Annotated in this window: 16 protein-coding genes and 2 tRNA genes; 11 read left to right on the top strand and 7 right to left on the bottom strand. The window is 68.0% G+C overall.

The window, feature by feature from the left end:
* Positions 1–51: 51 nt before the first annotated feature.
* The gene (locus ACZYYX_RS23160; protein WP_463816959.1) at positions 52–540 is read left to right on the top strand and encodes a MarR family winged helix-turn-helix transcriptional regulator; all 489 of its coding nucleotides are present in this window, start codon (positions 52–54) and stop codon (positions 538–540) included.
* Here ACZYYX_RS23160 and ACZYYX_RS23155 read toward each other — a convergent pair.
* Positions 429–1,667, bottom strand: coding sequence for an MFS transporter (locus tag ACZYYX_RS23155; RefSeq protein WP_463816958.1), 1,239 nt, complete (start codon positions 1,665–1,667; stop codon positions 429–431). The genes ACZYYX_RS23160 and ACZYYX_RS23155 overlap by 112 nt on opposite strands.
* 118 nt (positions 1,668–1,785) lie before the next feature.
* Between ACZYYX_RS23155 and ACZYYX_RS23150 the strand changes: the two genes are divergently transcribed.
* The 4 genes from ACZYYX_RS23150 to ACZYYX_RS23135 all read left to right on the top strand — a co-directional run bounded on the left by ACZYYX_RS23150 (position 1,786) and on the right by ACZYYX_RS23135 (position 4,384).
* A complete protein-coding gene (locus ACZYYX_RS23150) occupies positions 1,786–2,574 on the top strand; it encodes a fumarylacetoacetate hydrolase family protein (RefSeq protein WP_463816957.1) in 789 nt (262 codons plus the stop codon).
* Positions 2,571–4,046, top strand: a complete 1,476-nt coding sequence (gltX, locus tag ACZYYX_RS23145; protein WP_463816956.1) for a glutamate--tRNA ligase — start codon at positions 2,571–2,573, stop codon at positions 4,044–4,046. Before ACZYYX_RS23150 ends, gltX begins: the two co-directional genes overlap by 4 nt.
* A gap of 129 nt (positions 4,047–4,175) precedes the next feature.
* Positions 4,176–4,250, top strand: a tRNA-Gln gene (locus tag ACZYYX_RS23140).
* Positions 4,251–4,311: 61 nt separating this feature from the next.
* Positions 4,312–4,384: transfer RNA gene (locus tag ACZYYX_RS23135), tRNA-Glu, on the top strand.
* Between the two features lie 49 nt (positions 4,385–4,433).
* Here the strand turns inward: ACZYYX_RS23135 and ACZYYX_RS23130 are convergent.
* Positions 4,434–5,135, bottom strand: coding sequence for an IclR family transcriptional regulator (locus tag ACZYYX_RS23130; protein WP_335333765.1), 702 nt, complete (start codon positions 5,133–5,135; stop codon positions 4,434–4,436).
* 36 nt (positions 5,136–5,171) lie between these two features.
* Here ACZYYX_RS23130 and leuC point away from each other — a divergent pair, with 36 nt between their 5' ends.
* The 3 genes from leuC to ACZYYX_RS23115 all read left to right on the top strand — a co-directional run bounded on the left by leuC (position 5,172) and on the right by ACZYYX_RS23115 (position 8,101).
* The gene (gene leuC, locus ACZYYX_RS23125; protein ID WP_463816955.1) at positions 5,172–6,617 is read left to right on the top strand and encodes a 3-isopropylmalate dehydratase large subunit; all 1,446 of its coding nucleotides are present in this window, start codon (positions 5,172–5,174) and stop codon (positions 6,615–6,617) included.
* Between the two features lie 17 nt (positions 6,618–6,634).
* Positions 6,635–7,228, top strand: a complete 594-nt coding sequence (leuD, locus tag ACZYYX_RS23120; protein WP_463816954.1) for a 3-isopropylmalate dehydratase small subunit — start codon at positions 6,635–6,637, stop codon at positions 7,226–7,228.
* Between the two features lie 201 nt (positions 7,229–7,429).
* Positions 7,430–8,101, top strand: coding sequence for an HU family DNA-binding protein (locus tag ACZYYX_RS23115; protein WP_463816953.1), 672 nt, complete (start codon positions 7,430–7,432; stop codon positions 8,099–8,101).
* Between the two features lie 83 nt (positions 8,102–8,184).
* On the opposite strand, the gene mutT1 is transcribed toward ACZYYX_RS23115, so the two are convergent.
* From mutT1 to cofC, 3 genes are read right to left on the bottom strand one after another with little or no spacing between them, the layout of a single operon-like run.
* Positions 8,185–9,081, bottom strand: a complete 897-nt coding sequence (gene mutT1 / locus ACZYYX_RS23110; protein WP_463816952.1) for an 8-oxo-(d)GTP phosphatase MutT1 — start codon at positions 9,079–9,081, stop codon at positions 8,185–8,187.
* 33 nt (positions 9,082–9,114) lie between these two features.
* Entirely contained in the window at positions 9,115–11,322 is a 2,208-nt protein-coding gene (locus tag ACZYYX_RS23105; RefSeq protein ID WP_463816950.1) for an RNA degradosome polyphosphate kinase, read from the bottom strand.
* 54 nt (positions 11,323–11,376) lie between these two features.
* Entirely contained in the window at positions 11,377–12,060 is a 684-nt protein-coding gene (cofC, locus tag ACZYYX_RS23100; protein ID WP_463816949.1) for a 2-phospho-L-lactate guanylyltransferase, read from the bottom strand.
* Positions 12,061–12,113: 53 nt separating this feature from the next.
* Between cofC and ACZYYX_RS23095 the strand changes: the two genes are divergently transcribed.
* From ACZYYX_RS23095 to ACZYYX_RS23085, 3 genes are read left to right on the top strand one after another with little or no spacing between them, the layout of a single operon-like run.
* Positions 12,114–13,091: an NAD(P)H-dependent glycerol-3-phosphate dehydrogenase gene (locus tag ACZYYX_RS23095; RefSeq protein ID WP_463817196.1), complete on the top strand. Its 978-nt coding sequence runs from the start codon at positions 12,114–12,116 to the stop codon at positions 13,089–13,091.
* On the top strand, positions 13,091–14,203 hold the full coding sequence (locus ACZYYX_RS23090) for a cystathionine gamma-lyase (protein WP_463817194.1): 1,113 nt from the start codon (positions 13,091–13,093) through the stop codon (positions 14,201–14,203). Before ACZYYX_RS23095 ends, ACZYYX_RS23090 begins: the two co-directional genes overlap by 1 nt.
* A 12-nt stretch (positions 14,204–14,215) precedes the next feature.
* On the top strand, positions 14,216–15,328 hold the full coding sequence (locus ACZYYX_RS23085; protein WP_463816948.1) for a D-alanine--D-alanine ligase family protein: 1,113 nt from the start codon (positions 14,216–14,218) through the stop codon (positions 15,326–15,328).
* A 3-nt stretch (positions 15,329–15,331) separates the two neighbouring features.
* Here ACZYYX_RS23085 and ACZYYX_RS23080 read toward each other — a convergent pair whose 3' ends face one another.
* Entirely contained in the window at positions 15,332–15,880 is a 549-nt protein-coding gene (locus ACZYYX_RS23080) for a DUF3515 domain-containing protein (protein ID WP_463816947.1), read from the bottom strand.
* A 9-nt stretch (positions 15,881–15,889) separates the two neighbouring features.
* The gene (locus ACZYYX_RS23075) at positions 15,890–16,144 is read right to left on the bottom strand and encodes an Lrp/AsnC ligand binding domain-containing protein (RefSeq protein ID WP_463816946.1); all 255 of its coding nucleotides are present in this window, start codon (positions 16,142–16,144) and stop codon (positions 15,890–15,892) included.
* Positions 16,145–16,178 lie beyond the last annotated feature (34 nt).

Here is a 16,178-nt window from a genome sequence, read left to right as displayed (position 1 = left end):
TTATGTCAGCTTCCTTACAAAGCAACCGTACACCTGTGTAAGGTTCCTGTCATGACGGATGTGGAAGACGCGGTCGGATATCTGGTCAAACGGGTCCAGCAGTCGCTGCGGCGCCGCTGTGATTCGGCGTTGCGGCCCACCGGGCTGTCGATGTCCCAGTACGCGGTGCTGCGCGCGCTCGCTGATCATCCAGACGCGTCGGCCGCCGAACTCGCCCGGTTGTGTTTCGTGACCCGGCAGTCGCTGCAGGACCTCCTCGGCGCCCTGCGGGGCGGGAGGTTGATCGCCGACGCCGCAACGAGCCGACCGGGCCGCGCGCGTGCGCTGGAGCTCACCGTCGAGGGACAGGCGCGGTTGGCCGCGGCGCACGACGCGGTCAGCGCTGTCGACGCGTCGATGACAGAGGGCATGCCGGCGGCAGAGCGCCGTCAGCTCGCGGAGTCGCTGCTGCGCTGTGCCGAGAACCTCGAACGCGTCGCAGGCACCGACGGAATCGCCAGCAAGGGGAACAGCGCGCACACCGCGAAGGCCGTGGGGTAGCCGGCCGCGGTGATGAGCGCGCCGAACAGCGGCGGAGTGACGCCCGCGGTCAGCAGCTGGGTGGTGTTCTGCGTGCCCAGGGCGCGCCCGCTCCAGAACGGGCCGGCGACCTCGGCGATGGCGGTGAAGGCCAGCCCGTTGTCCGACACCGTGACCACCGACGCGACGATCATGAGCGCGATGCTGGCGGGGGAGTCCAGCCAATCGGTCAGCGCCAGCAGCCCCATCGACACCGACGCGGCTGCGGCGATCGTGCGTATGGGTCTCATCCGCGAGCTCAGCACGTCTGCAGAACGCCGTAGGGCGAAGTCCGACCACCGCCCGGCCGCGATTCGTCCGCCGGCACCCAGCAATTGCGCGACGGTGACCATCGCGCCCGCGGAGCCGGCGGACCAGCCCCTGTCGGTGATCAACCAGGCCAGCGTGAAGGTCCACACCATCGCCTGCGGCGCCACCAGCAACAGAGAGGTCAGATGGATGCGAACCAGCAGTTTGGACCCTCGGTAGGGGTTGGCGAGGTCGGTCTCACTGGCCTCGGCGCGCGCCGGTCTCGGCGGGTCCAGCACCGCGACGGCGCACACGACCGCCGAGACCGCGCAGACGGCAGCAGGGAACAGCAGCGCGCCCGACACCCCGCTGGATTCGGCCAGTCGGGGAATCACCAGCGCGCCGACGCCGACGCCCAGCGGCTGGGCGGTCTGACGGATGCCCATCACCAGACCACGCTTTTCCGCGTCGAACCAGCCGACCACCAAGCGGCCGCTGGCGGTGTTGCTGCTCGCCGCCGCCATCCCGCCCAGGAAGAGGAAGACTCCGACCGTCGGCAGCGAGTCCGCGGCTGCCGCACCGAAGCCGGCGGCGGCGGTCAACGCCGAACCCAGGGTCAACACCGTCCGCTCGCCGAACCGGTCGACGACGTAACCCCACGCGATCAGGGTCACCACCATGCCCAGGCTGGGTAGCGCGGACATCAGTCCTGCCTGTGCGAGATCCAGGCCGCGCTCACGATGCAGCGTCGGTATGAGGAAGGCCACACCGTTGATGAAGACGTTGGCGCACAACGTGGCGGCCAGAGCGACGATCAACATGGACCAGCGCCGCGCGGTGCTGATCGAGGAGGTGTCCATACCGCCATGGTGGCACGGGCATCTCACATTATTGAACTGATATCTCACATATTGAGACCCGCTTCGCGTCGGCTGTGCGCCCGCTTGCGCGCGGGGTGCTGGCGCTAGGCTGACTGCCATGCGTCTTGGTCGAATCGCCAGCCCTGATGGTGTGGCCTTTGTCTCCATCGAAGGGCCGGTCGACGAGCCCGGGGAGGCGATCGCCCGTGAGATCGCCGAGCACCCGTTCGGCACACCGACATTCACCGGCCGGCAGTGGCCGCTGGCCGACGTCCGCATGCTGGCGCCGATCCTGGCCAGCAAGGTCGTCTGCATGGGCAAGAACTACGCCGCCCACATCGAGGAGATGGGCGGCGGCACCTTCGAGGATCCCATCATCTTCCTCAAGCCCAACACCGCGATCATCGGACCCCGCACGCCGATCCAGCTCCCCGCCGACGCCCATCCGGTGCACTTCGAGGGCGAACTGGCCGCCGTCATCGGCCGTCCGTGCAAGGACGTGCCTGCCTCGCGCGCCGCGGAGAACATCCTCGGTTACACGATCGCCAACGACGTGTCGGCACGTGATCAGCAGAAGAAGGACGGCCAGTGGATGCGCGCCAAGGGCCACGACACGTTCTGTCCGGTCGGCCCCTGGATCGTCACCGATGTGGACGCGTCCGATCTCGAGATCCGCACCGAGGTCAACGGTGAGGTCAAGCAGCGCAGCCGAACATCGTTGATGATCCATGACATCGGCGCGATCATCGAGTGGATCTCGGCGGTCATGACGCTGCTGCCCGGGGACCTGATCCTGACCGGAACGCCCGAGGGTGTGGGCCCCCTCGAGCACGGCGACAGCGTCAGCATCAGCGTCGAAGGCATCGGAACACTCACCAATCCCGTTGTGCGCAAAGGAAAATCGTGACCGTCCCGCCGAACGTCAGAGTCAGGTTCTGTCCGTCTCCGACGGGCACCCCCCATGTCGGGTTGATCCGTACCGCGTTGTTCAACTGGGCCTACGCCCGGCACACCGGCGGCACCTTCGTGTTTCGCATCGAAGACACCGATGCCGCGCGTGACAGTGATGACAGCTATCGGGCGCTGCTCGATGCGCTGCGGTGGCTCGGCCTCGACTGGGACGAAGGGCCAGAGGTCGGCGGGCCGTACGAGCCGTACCGGCAGTCGGGCCGGCGTGAGATCTACACCGATGTTCTGGCGCGACTGCTCGAGGCGGGGGAGGCCTATGAGGCGTTCTCCACCGCAGAGGAGGTGGAGGCTCGGCATCTCGCGGCGGGGCGCAACCCGAAGCTGGGCTATGACAACTTCGATCGCGACCTCACCGACGAGCAGCGGGCGGAGTTGCGTGCCGAGGGCCGCTCGCCGGTCATCCGGCTGCGGATGCCCGACACCGACATCACGTGGGACGACCTGGTGCGGGGAGAGACGACCTTTCCCGCGGGCTCGATCCCGGACTTCGCGCTGACGCGGGGCAACGGAGAACCGTTGTACACGTTGGTGAATCCGGTCGACGACGCGCTGATGAAGATCACCCACGTGTTGCGGGGTGAAGACATCCTGCCCTCGACCCCGCGGCAGCTGGCGCTCTACGCCGCGCTCGAACGGCTCGGCATCGCCGACGGCGCGCCTCGGTTCGCTCACCTGCCGCCGGTGCTGGGCGAGGGCAACAAGAAGCTGTCCAAACGCGACCCGCAGTCCAATCTGTTCTTGCACCGTGAGCGCGGATTCATTCCCGAGGGCCTGCTCAACTATCTTGCGCTGCTGGGCTGGTCGATCGCTGACGACCGGGACATCTTCAGCATCGAGGAGATGGTCGCGGCGTTCGACGTCGCCGACGTGAACTCCAATCCGGCCCGATTCGACCAGAAGAAGGCCGACGCACTCAACGCCGAGCACATCCGGATGCTCGAGACCGACGAGTTCACCCGCCGCCTGGGCGAGTATTTCCGCGCCCACGACCACGACACCGGGCTCGACGACGCCGCCTTCGCCGAAGCGGCCGCACTGGTGCAGACGCGCATCGTGGTTCTCGGCGACGCCTGGGGGCTCCTCAAGTTCCTCGACGACGGGTCCTTCGCGCTCGACGAGAAGTCGGCAGGCAAGGAACTGCGGCCCGACGCGGTGCCGGTTCTCGAGGCCGCCCTGGGCGTTCTCGAGGCGCTCGGGGAGTGGAGCAGTCCGCAGATCGAGGAGGCGCTCAAGGTCGCGCTGATCGACGGGCTCGAACTCAAGCCCCGCAAGGCGTTCGGACCCGTCCGCGTCGCGGTGACCGGCTCGTCGGTGAGCCCGCCGCTCTACGAATCGCTGGAGCTGCTGGGGCGTGACCGCACGCTGGCGCGGCTGCGAGCAGGCCGAGACCATGCTGCGGCGGCGGTGTGACGGGGGTGGAGAAAGCACCCGGAAATCTTTGGTAGTGTGCTCGTCGGCCCGGACAACGGCGCAACGCGGCACCATCGCGAGGCGCTGGGGCCGCAAAATGGCCCGTGACCTGCGGTGACGGGCTGCCAATGGGGTATGGTGTAATTGGCAACACAGCTGATTCTGGTTCAGCCATTCTAGGTTCGAGTCCTGGTACCCCAGCCAATGTGCGGATTAGGTCAGCACTGTGTGTCTCGGCTATGCTGACCGTCCGGAAAGAGTTCTAGCCCCCGTCGTCTAGCGGCCTAGGACGCCGCCCTCTCACGGCGGTAGCGTGGGTTCGAATCCCATCGGGGGTACATCTGCTCGCAGGCCTTGAAGGCCTGCGAGTTTTTCATGTCGGGGCCTTCAGAGCCGCCGGGTCAGGGCGTCGGCGGCGGCCACCAGATCGGCCGCCCAGCGCGCGCCCGGACGCCGTCCCATCCGGTCGATCGGCCCGGACACCGACACAGCGGCGACCACGGCGCCGCGGCCGTCGCGGACCGGCGCCGACACGCTCGCCACCCCGGGTTCCCGTTCTGCCGCGCTCTGCGCCCAGCCGCGCTTGCGCACCTCGGCGAGCGCGCGGTCGGTGAACGCCGCATCGGCAAGGACGGTGCGCTGGGTGGCGGGGTCGGCGTATGCCAGCAGTACCTTGGCCCCCGAGCCGGCCGTCATCGGCAGACGCGCGCCGATCGGCACCGTATCCCGAAGACCGGCAGGCGGTTCCAGCGCGGCGATGCAGATGCGTGCAGTCCCGTCCCTTCGGTACAGCTGCACACTCTCACCGGTGAGTTCGCGCAGGCGGGGCAACACCACGGCGCCCGCCGACACGAGTGGGTCGCGGACGTGGCTGCCGAGCTCGGCGAGCGCTGGGCCCAGGCGCCACTGCCCGTCGGCGTCGCGCGCGAGCAGCCGGTGCGTCTCCAGTCCGACGGCAAGCCGGTGTGCGGTCGCGCGGGGCAGGGCGGTGCGATCGCACAGATCGGCCAGACCGCAGGGGGACTCGGCGACCGCGTGCAGGACGGCCACCGCTTTGTCGAGCACGCCGATACCGCTATCCTGTCTCACAAGGAGATACTAGCTTCCCAGATTGTGAGATGGTCAATGGACATCGCGAACAACCCGCGGACTCTCGCCGAGAAGGTGTGGAGTGATCACGTCGTCGTCGCGGGCAACGGTGAGGGTGATGCCCGCGAACCGGATCTCATCTACATCGATCTGCACCTCGTGCACGAGGTGACCAGCCCCCAGGCATTCGACGGGCTGCGGATGGCGGGACGGCCGGTGCGGCGGCCCGACCTGACGATCGCCACCGAGGACCACAACGTGCCTACCGTCGACATCGACAAGCCGATCGCCGACCCGGTGTCCCGGACTCAGGTGGAGACGTTGCGCCGCAACTGCGCCGAGTTCGGGATCCGTCTGCATCCGATGGGGGATGCCGAGCAGGGCATCGTCCACATCATCGGTCCGCAGCTGGGTCTCACGCAGCCCGGCATGACCGTCGTGTGCGGTGACAGCCACACCTCGACCCACGGGGCGTTCGGCGCCTTGGCCATGGGCATCGGTACGTCGGAAGTCGAACATGTGCTGGCCACCCAGACACTTCCGTTGCGGCCGTTCAAGACCATGGCCGTCACCGTCGACGGCGAACTGCCGCCCGGCGTCAGCGCCAAGGACATCATCCTCGCGGTGATCGCGCAGATCGGAACCGGCGGCGGGCAGGGACACGTCATCGAATACCGGGGCAGCGCCATCGAATCGCTGTCCATGGAAGGCCGGATGACGATCTGCAACATGAGCATCGAGGCGGGCGCTCGCGCCGGCATGGTGGCACCGGACGACACCACCTTCGCGTTCCTGAAGGGGCGCCAGCACGCGCCGACGGGTGCCGCGTGGGACGACGCGGTGGCCGCATGGCGTGAGCTCCGCACCGACGAGGGCGCCGAATTCGACACCGAGGTCCACATCGACGCCTCGACGCTGAGCCCGTTCGTCACCTGGGGCACCAACCCCGGCCAAGGGGTGCCGTTGTCGGGCGCGGTACCCGATCCGGAAGCGATGTTCGACGACAGCCAGCGGGAGACTGCCGAAAAGGCGTTGACATACATGGGTCTCGCGGCGGGTACCCCCATGCGCGACATCCCGGTCGACGCGGTGTTCGTCGGCTCCTGCACCAACGGCCGGATCGAGGACCTGCGGGTGGTGGCCGACGTGCTTCGCGATCGATCTGTCGCCGACGGCGTCCGGATGCTGATCGTGCCCGGCTCCATGCGGGTGCGCGCTCAGGCCGAATCCGAAGGTCTCGGCGAGATCTTCACCGCCGCAGGCGCGGAGTGGCGCCAGGCCGGCTGCTCGATGTGCCTGGGCATGAACCCCGATCAGCTCGCCCCCGGCGAGCGCTGTGCCTCGACGTCGAACCGCAATTTCGAGGGCAGGCAAGGCAAAGGTGGTCGCACACACCTGGTGTCGCCGGCAGTCGCCGCCGCGACCGCCGTCCGGGGCACCCTGTCGTCCCCGGCCGATCTGATCCCCGCGCCCACACACTGAAAAACGGAGACGCTGACATGGAAGCCTTCACCACCCACACCGGGATCGGCGTGCCGCTGCGCCGCACCAATGTCGACACCGACCAGATCATCCCGGCGGTCTATCTGAAACGCGTGACCCGCACGGGATTCGAGGACGGTTTGTTCGCGGCCTGGCGCAACGATCCGTCGTTCGTGCTCAATCAGTCGCCGTTCGACCGCGGTTCGGTTCTGGTGGCGGGGGCCGATTTCGGGACCGGTTCGTCGCGCGAACACGCGGTCTGGGCGCTGATGGACTTCGGCTTCCGGGTGGTCATCTCGTCACGATTCGCTGACATTTTCCGGGGCAACGCCGGCAAGGCCGGACTGTTGGCGGCCGAAGTCGCACAAGACGATGTGGAATTGTTGTGGAAAATCATCGAGCAGCGGCCGGGCACGGAAATCACTGTCAATCTTCAAGATCGGACCATCGCCGCCGAAACGATGGTGGTGCCCTTCAAGATTGATGACTACACCGCGTGGCGTCTGCTCGAAGGACTCGACGATATAGGCCTTACGCTGCGGAAACTCGATCAGATCGAGGATTACGAGGCGCACCGCCCAGAGTGGAAACCGCGTACTCTGACGTCCTGAACGGCAGGCTTGCGCGGTGAAATATCCGCTCTGCAATCCACTTTTGCGGCGGCCCGGTAGGACCCGAAGGGGGCCAAGCGGATTGAAAAAAGTTCGCTGACGCGGCCTGAAATTGCGCGTGGCTCTTGGAAATCAACGGGTAATGGGTTTACCGTGTCCTCTAGTCGGTCCAGAGAGGACCACAGTTCCCGGAGGTTTTGCATGAACAAGGCAGAGCTCATCGACGTACTCACGGAGAAGTTGGGCTCGGATCGTCGGCAAGCGACCGCCGCCGTGGAGAACGTCGTCGACACCATCGTGCGCGCCGTGCACAAGGGTGACAGCGTGACGATCACCGGCTTCGGTGTCTTCGAGCAGCGCCGCCGCGCCGCCCGTGTTGCCCGCAACCCCCGCACGGGTGAGACGGTCAAGGTCAAGCCCACGTCCGTTCCGGCCTTCCGCCCCGGCGCTCAGTTCAAAGCTGTTGTCTCCGGTGCGCAGAAGCTTCCGGCCGAGGGTCCCGCCGTCAAGCGCGGAGTGACCGCATCGAGCACCGCCCGCAAGGCGGCAAAGAAGGCGCCGGCCAAGAAGGCTGCGACCAAGGCTCCGGCCAAGAAGGCCGCGACCAAGGCCCCGGCCAAGAAGGCCGCGACCAAGGCCCCGGCCAAGAAGGCCGCGACCAAGGCTCCCGCCAAGAAGGCCGCACCTGCGAAGAAGGCAGCGCCTGCCAAGAAGGCTCCTGCCAAGAAGGCCGCGACCAAGGCGCCCGCCAAGAAGGCCGCGACCAAGGCCCCGGCCAAGAAGGCCGCGACCAAGGCTCCCGCCAAGAAGGCCGCACCTGCGAAGAAGGCAGCGCCTGCCAAGAAGGCTCCGGCCAAGCGCGGTCGCAAGTAATCGGTTTCAGACACCGAAGTTTCAGACGACGCAGTTTCAGGCGACGCCGTGAGCCAAGGCTCACGGCGTCGTCGCGTGTCGGGCTAGCGGGACGCCAGCGGTGAGCTGAGGTGGTCAGCGCTGATCAGCTGTCCACCTGCCAGCGTCAGTACCCAGGTGCTGCCCTTGCGATTGCGTGACTTGGCGGGGCGCACACCGTCGCGCTCACACCACCACGCGATCAGATCGGGGATGACCTCGCCCTGCGTGCAGATCACGGGGTGAGACGCGGTCTCGGCGATCTCCAACACCCGCTGGCGAGCCCTCTTTGGCTTCTCCGCGTATGCCTCTGCGGTCAAGGCGGTTTCGGTGACCACCGGGACGCCCAACTCTTCGGCGAGAGGTCCGAGGGTCTGATGGCAGCGGACCCGGTCGGCAGCGAACAACTGGCCGGCCCCGAACGCCAGCAGGAGATCCACGAGCGCCTCGGCCTGGGCGCGGCCGTTCTTGTCGAGCGGGCGCTTGCGATCGTCGCCGGAGTACCGCTTCTTGCTTCCCGCGGTGGCGTGCCGGACGACGAGCACCGTGGATGTGTCGACCGGCGATTTGCCGAACCGGCGCAGCACCTTGCGATCCAGCGCATAGTCCACCTGGCTCATCGCGTGCTCCAGGGGAAGCCACTTCAGTTCGTCCACTTCGTCGTTGGCCGCGAACTCGCCTGTGACCGTGCGGGCAGCCCAGTACCGAACCTTCTTCGTGGTGTCCTTGACGGGATAGCTGACCGTCGTCAGATGACGCCCGAGATGGGCGCGGAAGCCCGTCTCCTCCTCTATTTCTCGAACGGCAGCGACCGGTTCGATCTCACCGCGTTCGAGTTTCCCCTTGGGGAGGGACCAGTCGTCATACCGCGGACGGTGGACCACAGCGATCTCCGGATGACCCGTGGACTCCTGCGGGCGCCACAGAACAGCGCCGGCGGCCAGGATGGGTTCGGTCTTCACGGCGTCACGTACCCACTCTGGTGAATCGGCCGATCACGGATGGCGGTGGCTTTCCATCATCGAGACCTGATGATCGCGCACGGTCTGTCCTTCCTGAGGCAATGCCGTCCATTTGCCGTCGGCGCCGAGCTCCCAGCAGCGCGTCCGCGGATCCATGGCGGATTCGAAGATGTCGTTCAGCGAGGTCGTCAATCGCGGATCCTTGACCTGCGCCATGACCTCGACGCGGCGGTCCAGATTACGATGCATCATGTCGGCGCTGCCGATCCAGTATTCATCGATGGCGCGGAAGTGAATGATCCGTGAATGCTCGAGGAACCGACCGAGGATCGAGCGCACCACGATGTTCTCCGAGAATCCTTCCCCGCCGGGCCGCAGCGCGCAGATGCCGCGCACCACCACCTCGACCCGGACGCCGGCCTGGGATGCCCGGTACAGCGCGTCGATGACCTGCTCGTCGACCAATGCGTTGGCCTTCAACCGGATTCGACCCTCGGCACCGTCACGGGTGGCGGCGATCTCGCGGTCGATGCGTTCGACGATGCCGCGGCGCACGCCGAAGGGCGCGACGAGCAGGTTGCGGTAGGACTCCTTGCGGGAGTACCCGGTGAGGGAGTTGAACAGGTCGGTGAGGTCCGCGCCGATGTCCGGGGCGGCCGTCAGCAGACCCACGTCCTCGTACAGCCGGGCGGTCTTGGGGTTGTAGTTGCCGGTGCCGATGTGGCAGTAACGACGGATCATCGACCCTTCGCGGCGGACGACCAGGCATGTCTTGCAATGGGTTTTGAGTCCGATGAGCCCGTACACCACGTGCACGCCGGCCTGCTCGAGTGCGCGCGCCCACTTGATGTTGGCCTGTTCGTCGAACCGGGCCTTGATCTCGACCAGCGCCACGACCTGTTTGCCCGCTTCGGCGGCATCGATCAGCGCATTGACGATCGGTGAGTCACCCGAGGTGCGGTAGAGCGTCTGCTTGATCGCGAGCACATTGGGATCGGCGGCAGCCTGCTCGATGAACCGTTGCACCGTGGTGGAGAACGAGTCGTAGGGATGGTGCACCAGCACGTCACCGTCGCGCAGCGTCGAGAAGATGCTCTTGGGTGTCTCCCGTTCGCCGAACGCCGGGGGCGTGGCCGGCACGAACGGACGGTCCTTGAGTGCCGGCCGGTCGACGCCGTAGACCTGCCACAGCGACGAGAGGTCCAGCAGTCCCGGCACTTCCACGACGTCGCCCGCGGCCACGTCGAGTTCGCGAAGCAGCAGTTCCAGCATGCCCTCGGTCATGTCATCGGAGACCTCGAGCCGCACGGGGGAACCGAACCTGCGCCGCGCGAGCTCTCGTTCGAGGGCTTTGAGCAGGTCTTCGTCGCGGTCCTCTTCCACCTCGAAGTCGGCGTTGCGGGTGATCCGGAACGCGTGGTGCTCCACGATTTCCAGGCCGGGGAACAGCACGGGGAGGAACGCGGCGATCAGTTCCTCCATCGGCAGGAAGCGTGCGACGTCGGTGGTCCCCTCGCGGGCGGCGAGCTCGACGAAGCGGTCCACGTTGTCGGGCACCTTGATTCGCGCGAAGTGCTGTCCACCGTCCGGGTGCTTGACGGTGATCGCGAGGTTCAGGCTCAGGCCGCTCACGAACGGGAAGGGGTGCGCAGGATCGACGGCCAACGGAGTCAGCACCGGGAACACCTGCTCGTGAAAGTACGTCGAGAGGCGGCTGCGTTCGTCGTCGTCGAGTTCGGCCCACGTCACGATCACGATGCCTTCGTCGGCCAGCGCCGGGCGCACCGCGTCCAGGAACACATGCGCGTGCCGACTGGCGAGCTGCTGGGTGCGCTCGCTGATCCGGCGGAGTTGTTCACGGGGAGACAGGCCGTCGGCCGAGCGCACCGACAAACCCATCTCGTCGCGGCGTTTGAGGCCGGCGACGCGAACCATGTAGAACTCGTCGAGATTGGACGCGAAGATCGCCAGGAACTTCAAGCGTTCCAACAGCGGCAGTGACGGATCGGCCGCCAGCGCGAGGACTCTGGCGTTGAAGTCGAGCCAACTCAACTCGCGGTTCAGATAACGGTCTTCGGGAAGTGGGTTCTCGACCGGGGGCGCGGTCGCGGCCGGTGGCGCTTCGGGTGCGGTATCGGGCACCGCCGATTCGGTGGTGTCCGCCACCGAGTCCGCCACGGAGTCCGCCACCGTGTCTGCCGTGGTCTCCGCGGGGTCCGGCCGGGTCTGCGCTTCGGTCATGCCCCCGATGATTCCCTATCCACCGGCGCCGCGGCTAGCAGAAGGGACTCGCGCTCACCGCAGTGCGCCGATCACCTGCGAGGTCGCCGACCCGAGCCCAAGATGACGGGCGTCGGCGAGGTCCTGCGCGGTGTCGATGTCGCATCGCAGCCCGGGCCAGGCGCCGGTCAATTCGGCAGCACCCGAACGGCGATGGCGCGCGGCGGAGTCAGCACCGAACAGAGGGCGAAGCGGTACGCCGAATGCGAACAGCGCAGCCGTCCCCGTGCCATGGCGGTCGGCCACATAACTTCGCCGGTGCGCACCCGCCGCGGTGATCGCCTCGGCCAGCTCCGACTCGCGCAAGGCGGGCAGATCTCCCTGCAAGGCAACCACATTGGTGGTGCTGTCACGGGCCAGCGTTTCCCCCGCGGCCAACGCGTGGTTGAGCGGATCGTGATGACCAGCCGGTGTCGGATCCTCCAGGGCCAGCGCGCCCAGGCGGCCGGCGGCGGCCGCGGCATCGGCGTCGGGTGTGACCACGATGACCGACCGGACAGCCGGCACGGCAATGGCAGCGGCGATCGTGTCCTCGAGCATGGCGAGGACCACACCGCCGCGGGTGGCCGGCGGGAACGCCGGCGCAAGGCGCGTCTTCGCCGCGGTCAGCCGCTTGACCGCGATCACCACACTGACGCCCGCGTCCCTGCTTCGCACGCGCGCGCCCGGAAAGGTGTTCATGCCGGTCACGAGCGCCATCCTGCCAGCAGTTATTCCCGACTAGTGTTGCAGCCGTGGTCGAGGCTGCGGTGATGGGTGCAGGAGCATGGGGCACGGCCCTGGCGAAGGTGCTGGCCGATGCCGGCAACGGGGTGAGATTGTGGGCGCGTGATCCGGAGCGGGCCGCCGAGATCAACCGGACGCACTGCAATCCCGGATACGTCGACGGCCCGCTGCCCACCTCCATTCGGGCCACCGGCGATTACGCCGAGGCGCTCAGTGGCGCATGCACCGTGCTGCTCGCCGTACCGTCGCAGACGCTGCGCGCCAATCTGACCCAGTGGACGCCGCATCTCGGTGCGGACACCACCCTGGTGAGCCTCGCCAAGGGCATCGAGCTGGACACACTGATGCGGATGAGCCAGGTGGTGGTGCAGGTGACCGGTGTCGACGCCGCTCGCGTGGCCGTCGTGACCGGTCCCAATCTCGCCAGCGAGGTCGCCGCCGAACAGCCCGCCGCGACCGTCATCGCGTGCAGTGACTCGGGTCGCGCGGTGGCGCTGCAGCGGGCGCTGGCCACCGGGTACTTCCGGCCCTACACCAACGCCGATGTCATCGGTGCCGAGATCGGCGGAGCGTGCAAGAACGTGATCGCCCTCGCGTCGGGGATGGCTGCGGGCGCGGGGCTGGGGGAGAACACCGCCGCGGCCATCATCACCCGCGGGCTGGCCGAGATCATGCGGCTCGGAATCGCGTTGGGCGCCAAACCGGCGACACTGGCAGGTCTGGCCGGCATCGGGGATCTCGTCGCGACGTGCATGTCCCCGCGTTCGCGCAATCGGTCCTTCGGAGAGCGGTTGGGGCAGGGCGGCACGATGGAGGCAGCGCTGGCCGCCACCGGCGGCCACGTCGCCGAAGGCGTGACCTCGTGCCGGTCCGTGCTGGCGCTCTCGGCGAGCTACGACGTCGAGATGCCGCTGACCGAGGCCGTGCACGGGGTGTGCCACAAGGGTCTGTCGGTGGAGGATGCAGTGTCTCTGTTGCTCGGCCGTTCGACGAAACCGGAGTGATGATGACATACGGGGATTCCACGCGGAGCTTGAAAGCGATTGCTGGCGAACATGTTCCCGGTCAACCGGTGGGTCCGGTACCGGTGCCGGCGTCGGTCTACCACATCGATGCCGACGAGGACGACGCGCTCGACAGCTACGGCCGGCGACACAATCCCACGTGGCGGCAGCTGGAATCGGCCCTGGCGCAGCTCGAAGGCGCCGCCGCAGCGGTGACGTTCGCATCGGGCATGGCGGCGATCACATCCCTGCTGCGGGTGGTGAGCGAACCGGGTAGCACGCTCGTCGTTCCGGCTGACGGCTACTACCTGGTGCGGGCTTACGCCACCGAATACCTCGCCCCCCGCGGGGTCACCGTCGTCCAGGCTCGCAGCGAGGACATGTGCGAGGCAGCCCGCGACGCCGACGTGGTGCTGGCCGAGACGCCGTCGAACCCGGTCCTGGATGTCGTGGATCTGCACCATTTGGCGATGCAGTGCCGGCCCCGGGGCGCGCTGCTCGTGGTCGACAACACGACGGCGACACCGCTGGGACAGCAACCGCTTTCGCTCGGCGCCGATCTCGTGGTGGCCAGCGCCACCAAGGCGCTCGCCGGGCATCACGATCTGCTCGCCGGCTACGTCGCCGGTAACCGGACCGACGTGATGGACCGGCTGCAGCGCGAGCGGCTCCTCGCCGGGCCGATCCTCGGTGCGTTCGAGGCGTGGCTGGTGTTGCGCGGCCTGGGCACCCTGGGCCTGCGGTTCGAACGGCAATGCCAGAACGCCGCGGCGCTGGCGATGATGTTGCGCTCGCATCCCGCGGTCGCGGCCGTGCGCTACCCCGGTCTGCCCGACGATCCGTCCCACGCCGTCGCCGCCCGGCAGATGCGTCGCTTCGGGGGCATCGTCTCGGTCGAGTTGGCCGACGCTGATGCGGTGCACGAGCTGGTGCGCCGCAGTGCGCTGGTTGTCGGAGCCACCAGCTTCGGCGGCGTGCACACCTCGGTCGACCGCAGGGCGCGGTGGGGCGATCCGGTACCAGCCGGCTTCGCCCGCATCTCCTGTGGAATCGAGGACACCGACGACCTGCTCGCCGATATCGAGTCGGCCCTCGCCGGGGTCGGCCGGTAGCCTCTCCAGACTGTGACTGCCCGCACCCGCGTTGCCGTCGTCTATGGCGGACGGAGTTCTGAGCACGCGATCTCGTGTGTTTCCGCAGGCAGCATCCTGCGCAACCTCGACCCGCAGCGGTTCGAGGTGGTCGCCGTCGGGATCACCCCGCACGGATCCTGGGTGCTCGGCGACGGCCGCCCTGAGAGCTTGGCCATCACCGACGGCTCGCTGCCCGGTGTGAGCGAGGCGTCCGGAACCGCGCTCGCGCTCTCTCCCGATCCGGCCCGGCGCGGGCAACTGCTGTCCATGGGGGAGGCCGCCGGCGAGGTACTGGCCTCGGTCGACGTCGTGTTCCCGGTGCTGCACGGCCCCTACGGGGAGGACGGCACCATCCAGGGCCTGCTCGAGCTGGCCGGAGTGCCGTACGTCGGCGCGGGCGTCCTCGCGAGCGCGGTGGGGATGGACAAGGAGTTCACCAAGAAGCTGTTGGCCGCCGCCGACCTGCCGATCGGAGACCAGATCGTGCTGCGGCCCCAGGACACCACAGAGTCGCTGGTGTCGCTGACCGACCGCGAGCGGCTCGGGCTGCCGGTCTTCGTCAAGCCCGCCCGCGGCGGCTCGTCGATCGGGGTCAGTCGCGTCACTTCGTGGGATCTGCTGCCGGCCGCGATCGAGCTGGCGCGGCGCCACGACCCGAAGGTGATCGTCGAGGCCGCCGTTCTCGGCCGCGAGCTCGAGTGCGGAGTCCTGGAGTTTCCCGACGGCCGCCTCGGCGCCAGCACGGTCGGCGAGATCCGCGTCGCCGGTGTGCGTGGCCGCGACGACGGCTTCTACGACTTCGAGACCAAATATCTCGACGACGCGGCCGAACTTGACGTCCCGGCCAAGGTGGACGACGACGTCGCCGACGAGATCCGCGCACTGTCGATCCGGGCATTCCAGGCCATCGACTGCCAGGGACTGGCCCGCGTCGACTTCTTCCTCACCGACGACGGCCCGGTCATCAACGAGATCAACACCATGCCGGGCTTCACCACGATCTCGATGTATCCGCGCATGTGGGCGGCCAGCGGGCTGGACTACCCGACCCTGCTCGCCACGATGGTCGACACCGCCGTCGCCCGCGGCACCGGCCTGCGCTAGCCGCTACGTGGCCGGGCCGGGATCGACCGGTCGCGCCGGCAACGCGTCGGCCAGGGTCTTCGACACCGTCTGGATGGCGTCGGGCCCTGAGCCGGAGGGCAGGGTCAACGCCACGTAGACGGGCCGGTCCACCGCGAACCACGTGGCTCGCTCGGTGTCGGCTGAATCCTGCACCTGGAACCACGAGACCGCGTCGACCACGGTGAGCGGGGCGCCGACCACGAAGTCGGTCGGGCGTTCCACGCCGCACCGCAGCACCAGCGGTTCGCCGCCGTCGTCACGCTGCCATGCGGCCGCCCCCGCCGGCGCGGGATCGACCAGTGGTGCGCGCCGGTAATCGCCCAACTCGTCGGGCAGCTTCTCCACCAGAGCGGCGCAGTCGGGACCGTCCGCACGGGGAGCCGGCACGCTCGAGAGTGCTACGGGTGCGGGGCCCTGCCGGTGCTGTGTGACCGTCGCGAACACCAGGAAGCCGACGGCCGCTCCGACTGCCAGCACGATCGCCGCGACGAGCGCAGCGCGGGGCGGACCGTCGCCGGTCGTGTCGGTCATGGCGACACTCTACGGGCGGGCGACCTCACCAATCGGGACGGCGATCGGGCACGTCAACGTCCGGGTGATGCCCGCCACCTGTTGCACGGCGGGCACCACACCCGACGTCAGCTGGGCCAGCGTCGGCGCCCCCACCCGCACGATCACGTCGTAGGGTCCGGTCACGGACTCCGACGACAGCACACCGGCGAGACCGGCGAGCTGTTTGGCAACGATCTCGGCACGGCCGACTTCGGTCTGGATGAGCACGAAAGCCTCGACCACGCCGCGATCCCTCCGTTCGGTCTGTACTCATCGC

The organism is Mycobacterium sp. IDUB_1 (assembly GCF_055419625.1).
This window is presented reverse-complemented; position numbering and strand designations above follow the sequence as displayed.

Excerpts from the sequence above, each read along its gene's own strand:
- ACZYYX_RS23160 (WP_463816959.1), top strand. The coding sequence starts at position 52 with ATGACGGATGTGGAAGACGCGGTCGGATATCTGGTCAAACGGGTCCAG.
- ACZYYX_RS23155 (WP_463816958.1), bottom strand. The coding sequence starts at position 1,667 with ATGGACACCTCCTCGATCAGCACCGCGCGGCGCTGGTCCATGTTGATC.
- ACZYYX_RS23150 (WP_463816957.1), top strand. The coding sequence starts at position 1,786 with ATGCGTCTTGGTCGAATCGCCAGCCCTGATGGTGTGGCCTTTGTCTCC.
- leuC (WP_463816955.1), top strand. The coding sequence starts at position 5,172 with ATGGACATCGCGAACAACCCGCGGACTCTCGCCGAGAAGGTGTGGAGT.
- leuD (WP_463816954.1), top strand. The coding sequence starts at position 6,635 with ATGGAAGCCTTCACCACCCACACCGGGATCGGCGTGCCGCTGCGCCGC.
- ACZYYX_RS23115 (WP_463816953.1), top strand. The coding sequence starts at position 7,430 with ATGAACAAGGCAGAGCTCATCGACGTACTCACGGAGAAGTTGGGCTCG.
- ACZYYX_RS23105 (WP_463816950.1), bottom strand. The coding sequence starts at position 11,322 with ATGACCGAAGCGCAGACCCGGCCGGACCCCGCGGAGACCACGGCAGAC.
- cofC (WP_463816949.1), bottom strand. The coding sequence starts at position 12,060 with ATGGCGCTCGTGACCGGCATGAACACCTTTCCGGGCGCGCGCGTGCGA.
- ACZYYX_RS23095 (WP_463817196.1), top strand. The coding sequence starts at position 12,114 with ATGGGTGCAGGAGCATGGGGCACGGCCCTGGCGAAGGTGCTGGCCGAT.
- ACZYYX_RS23090 (WP_463817194.1), top strand. The coding sequence starts at position 13,091 with ATGATGACATACGGGGATTCCACGCGGAGCTTGAAAGCGATTGCTGGC.
- ACZYYX_RS23080 (WP_463816947.1), bottom strand. The coding sequence starts at position 15,880 with ATGACCGACACGACCGGCGACGGTCCGCCCCGCGCTGCGCTCGTCGCG.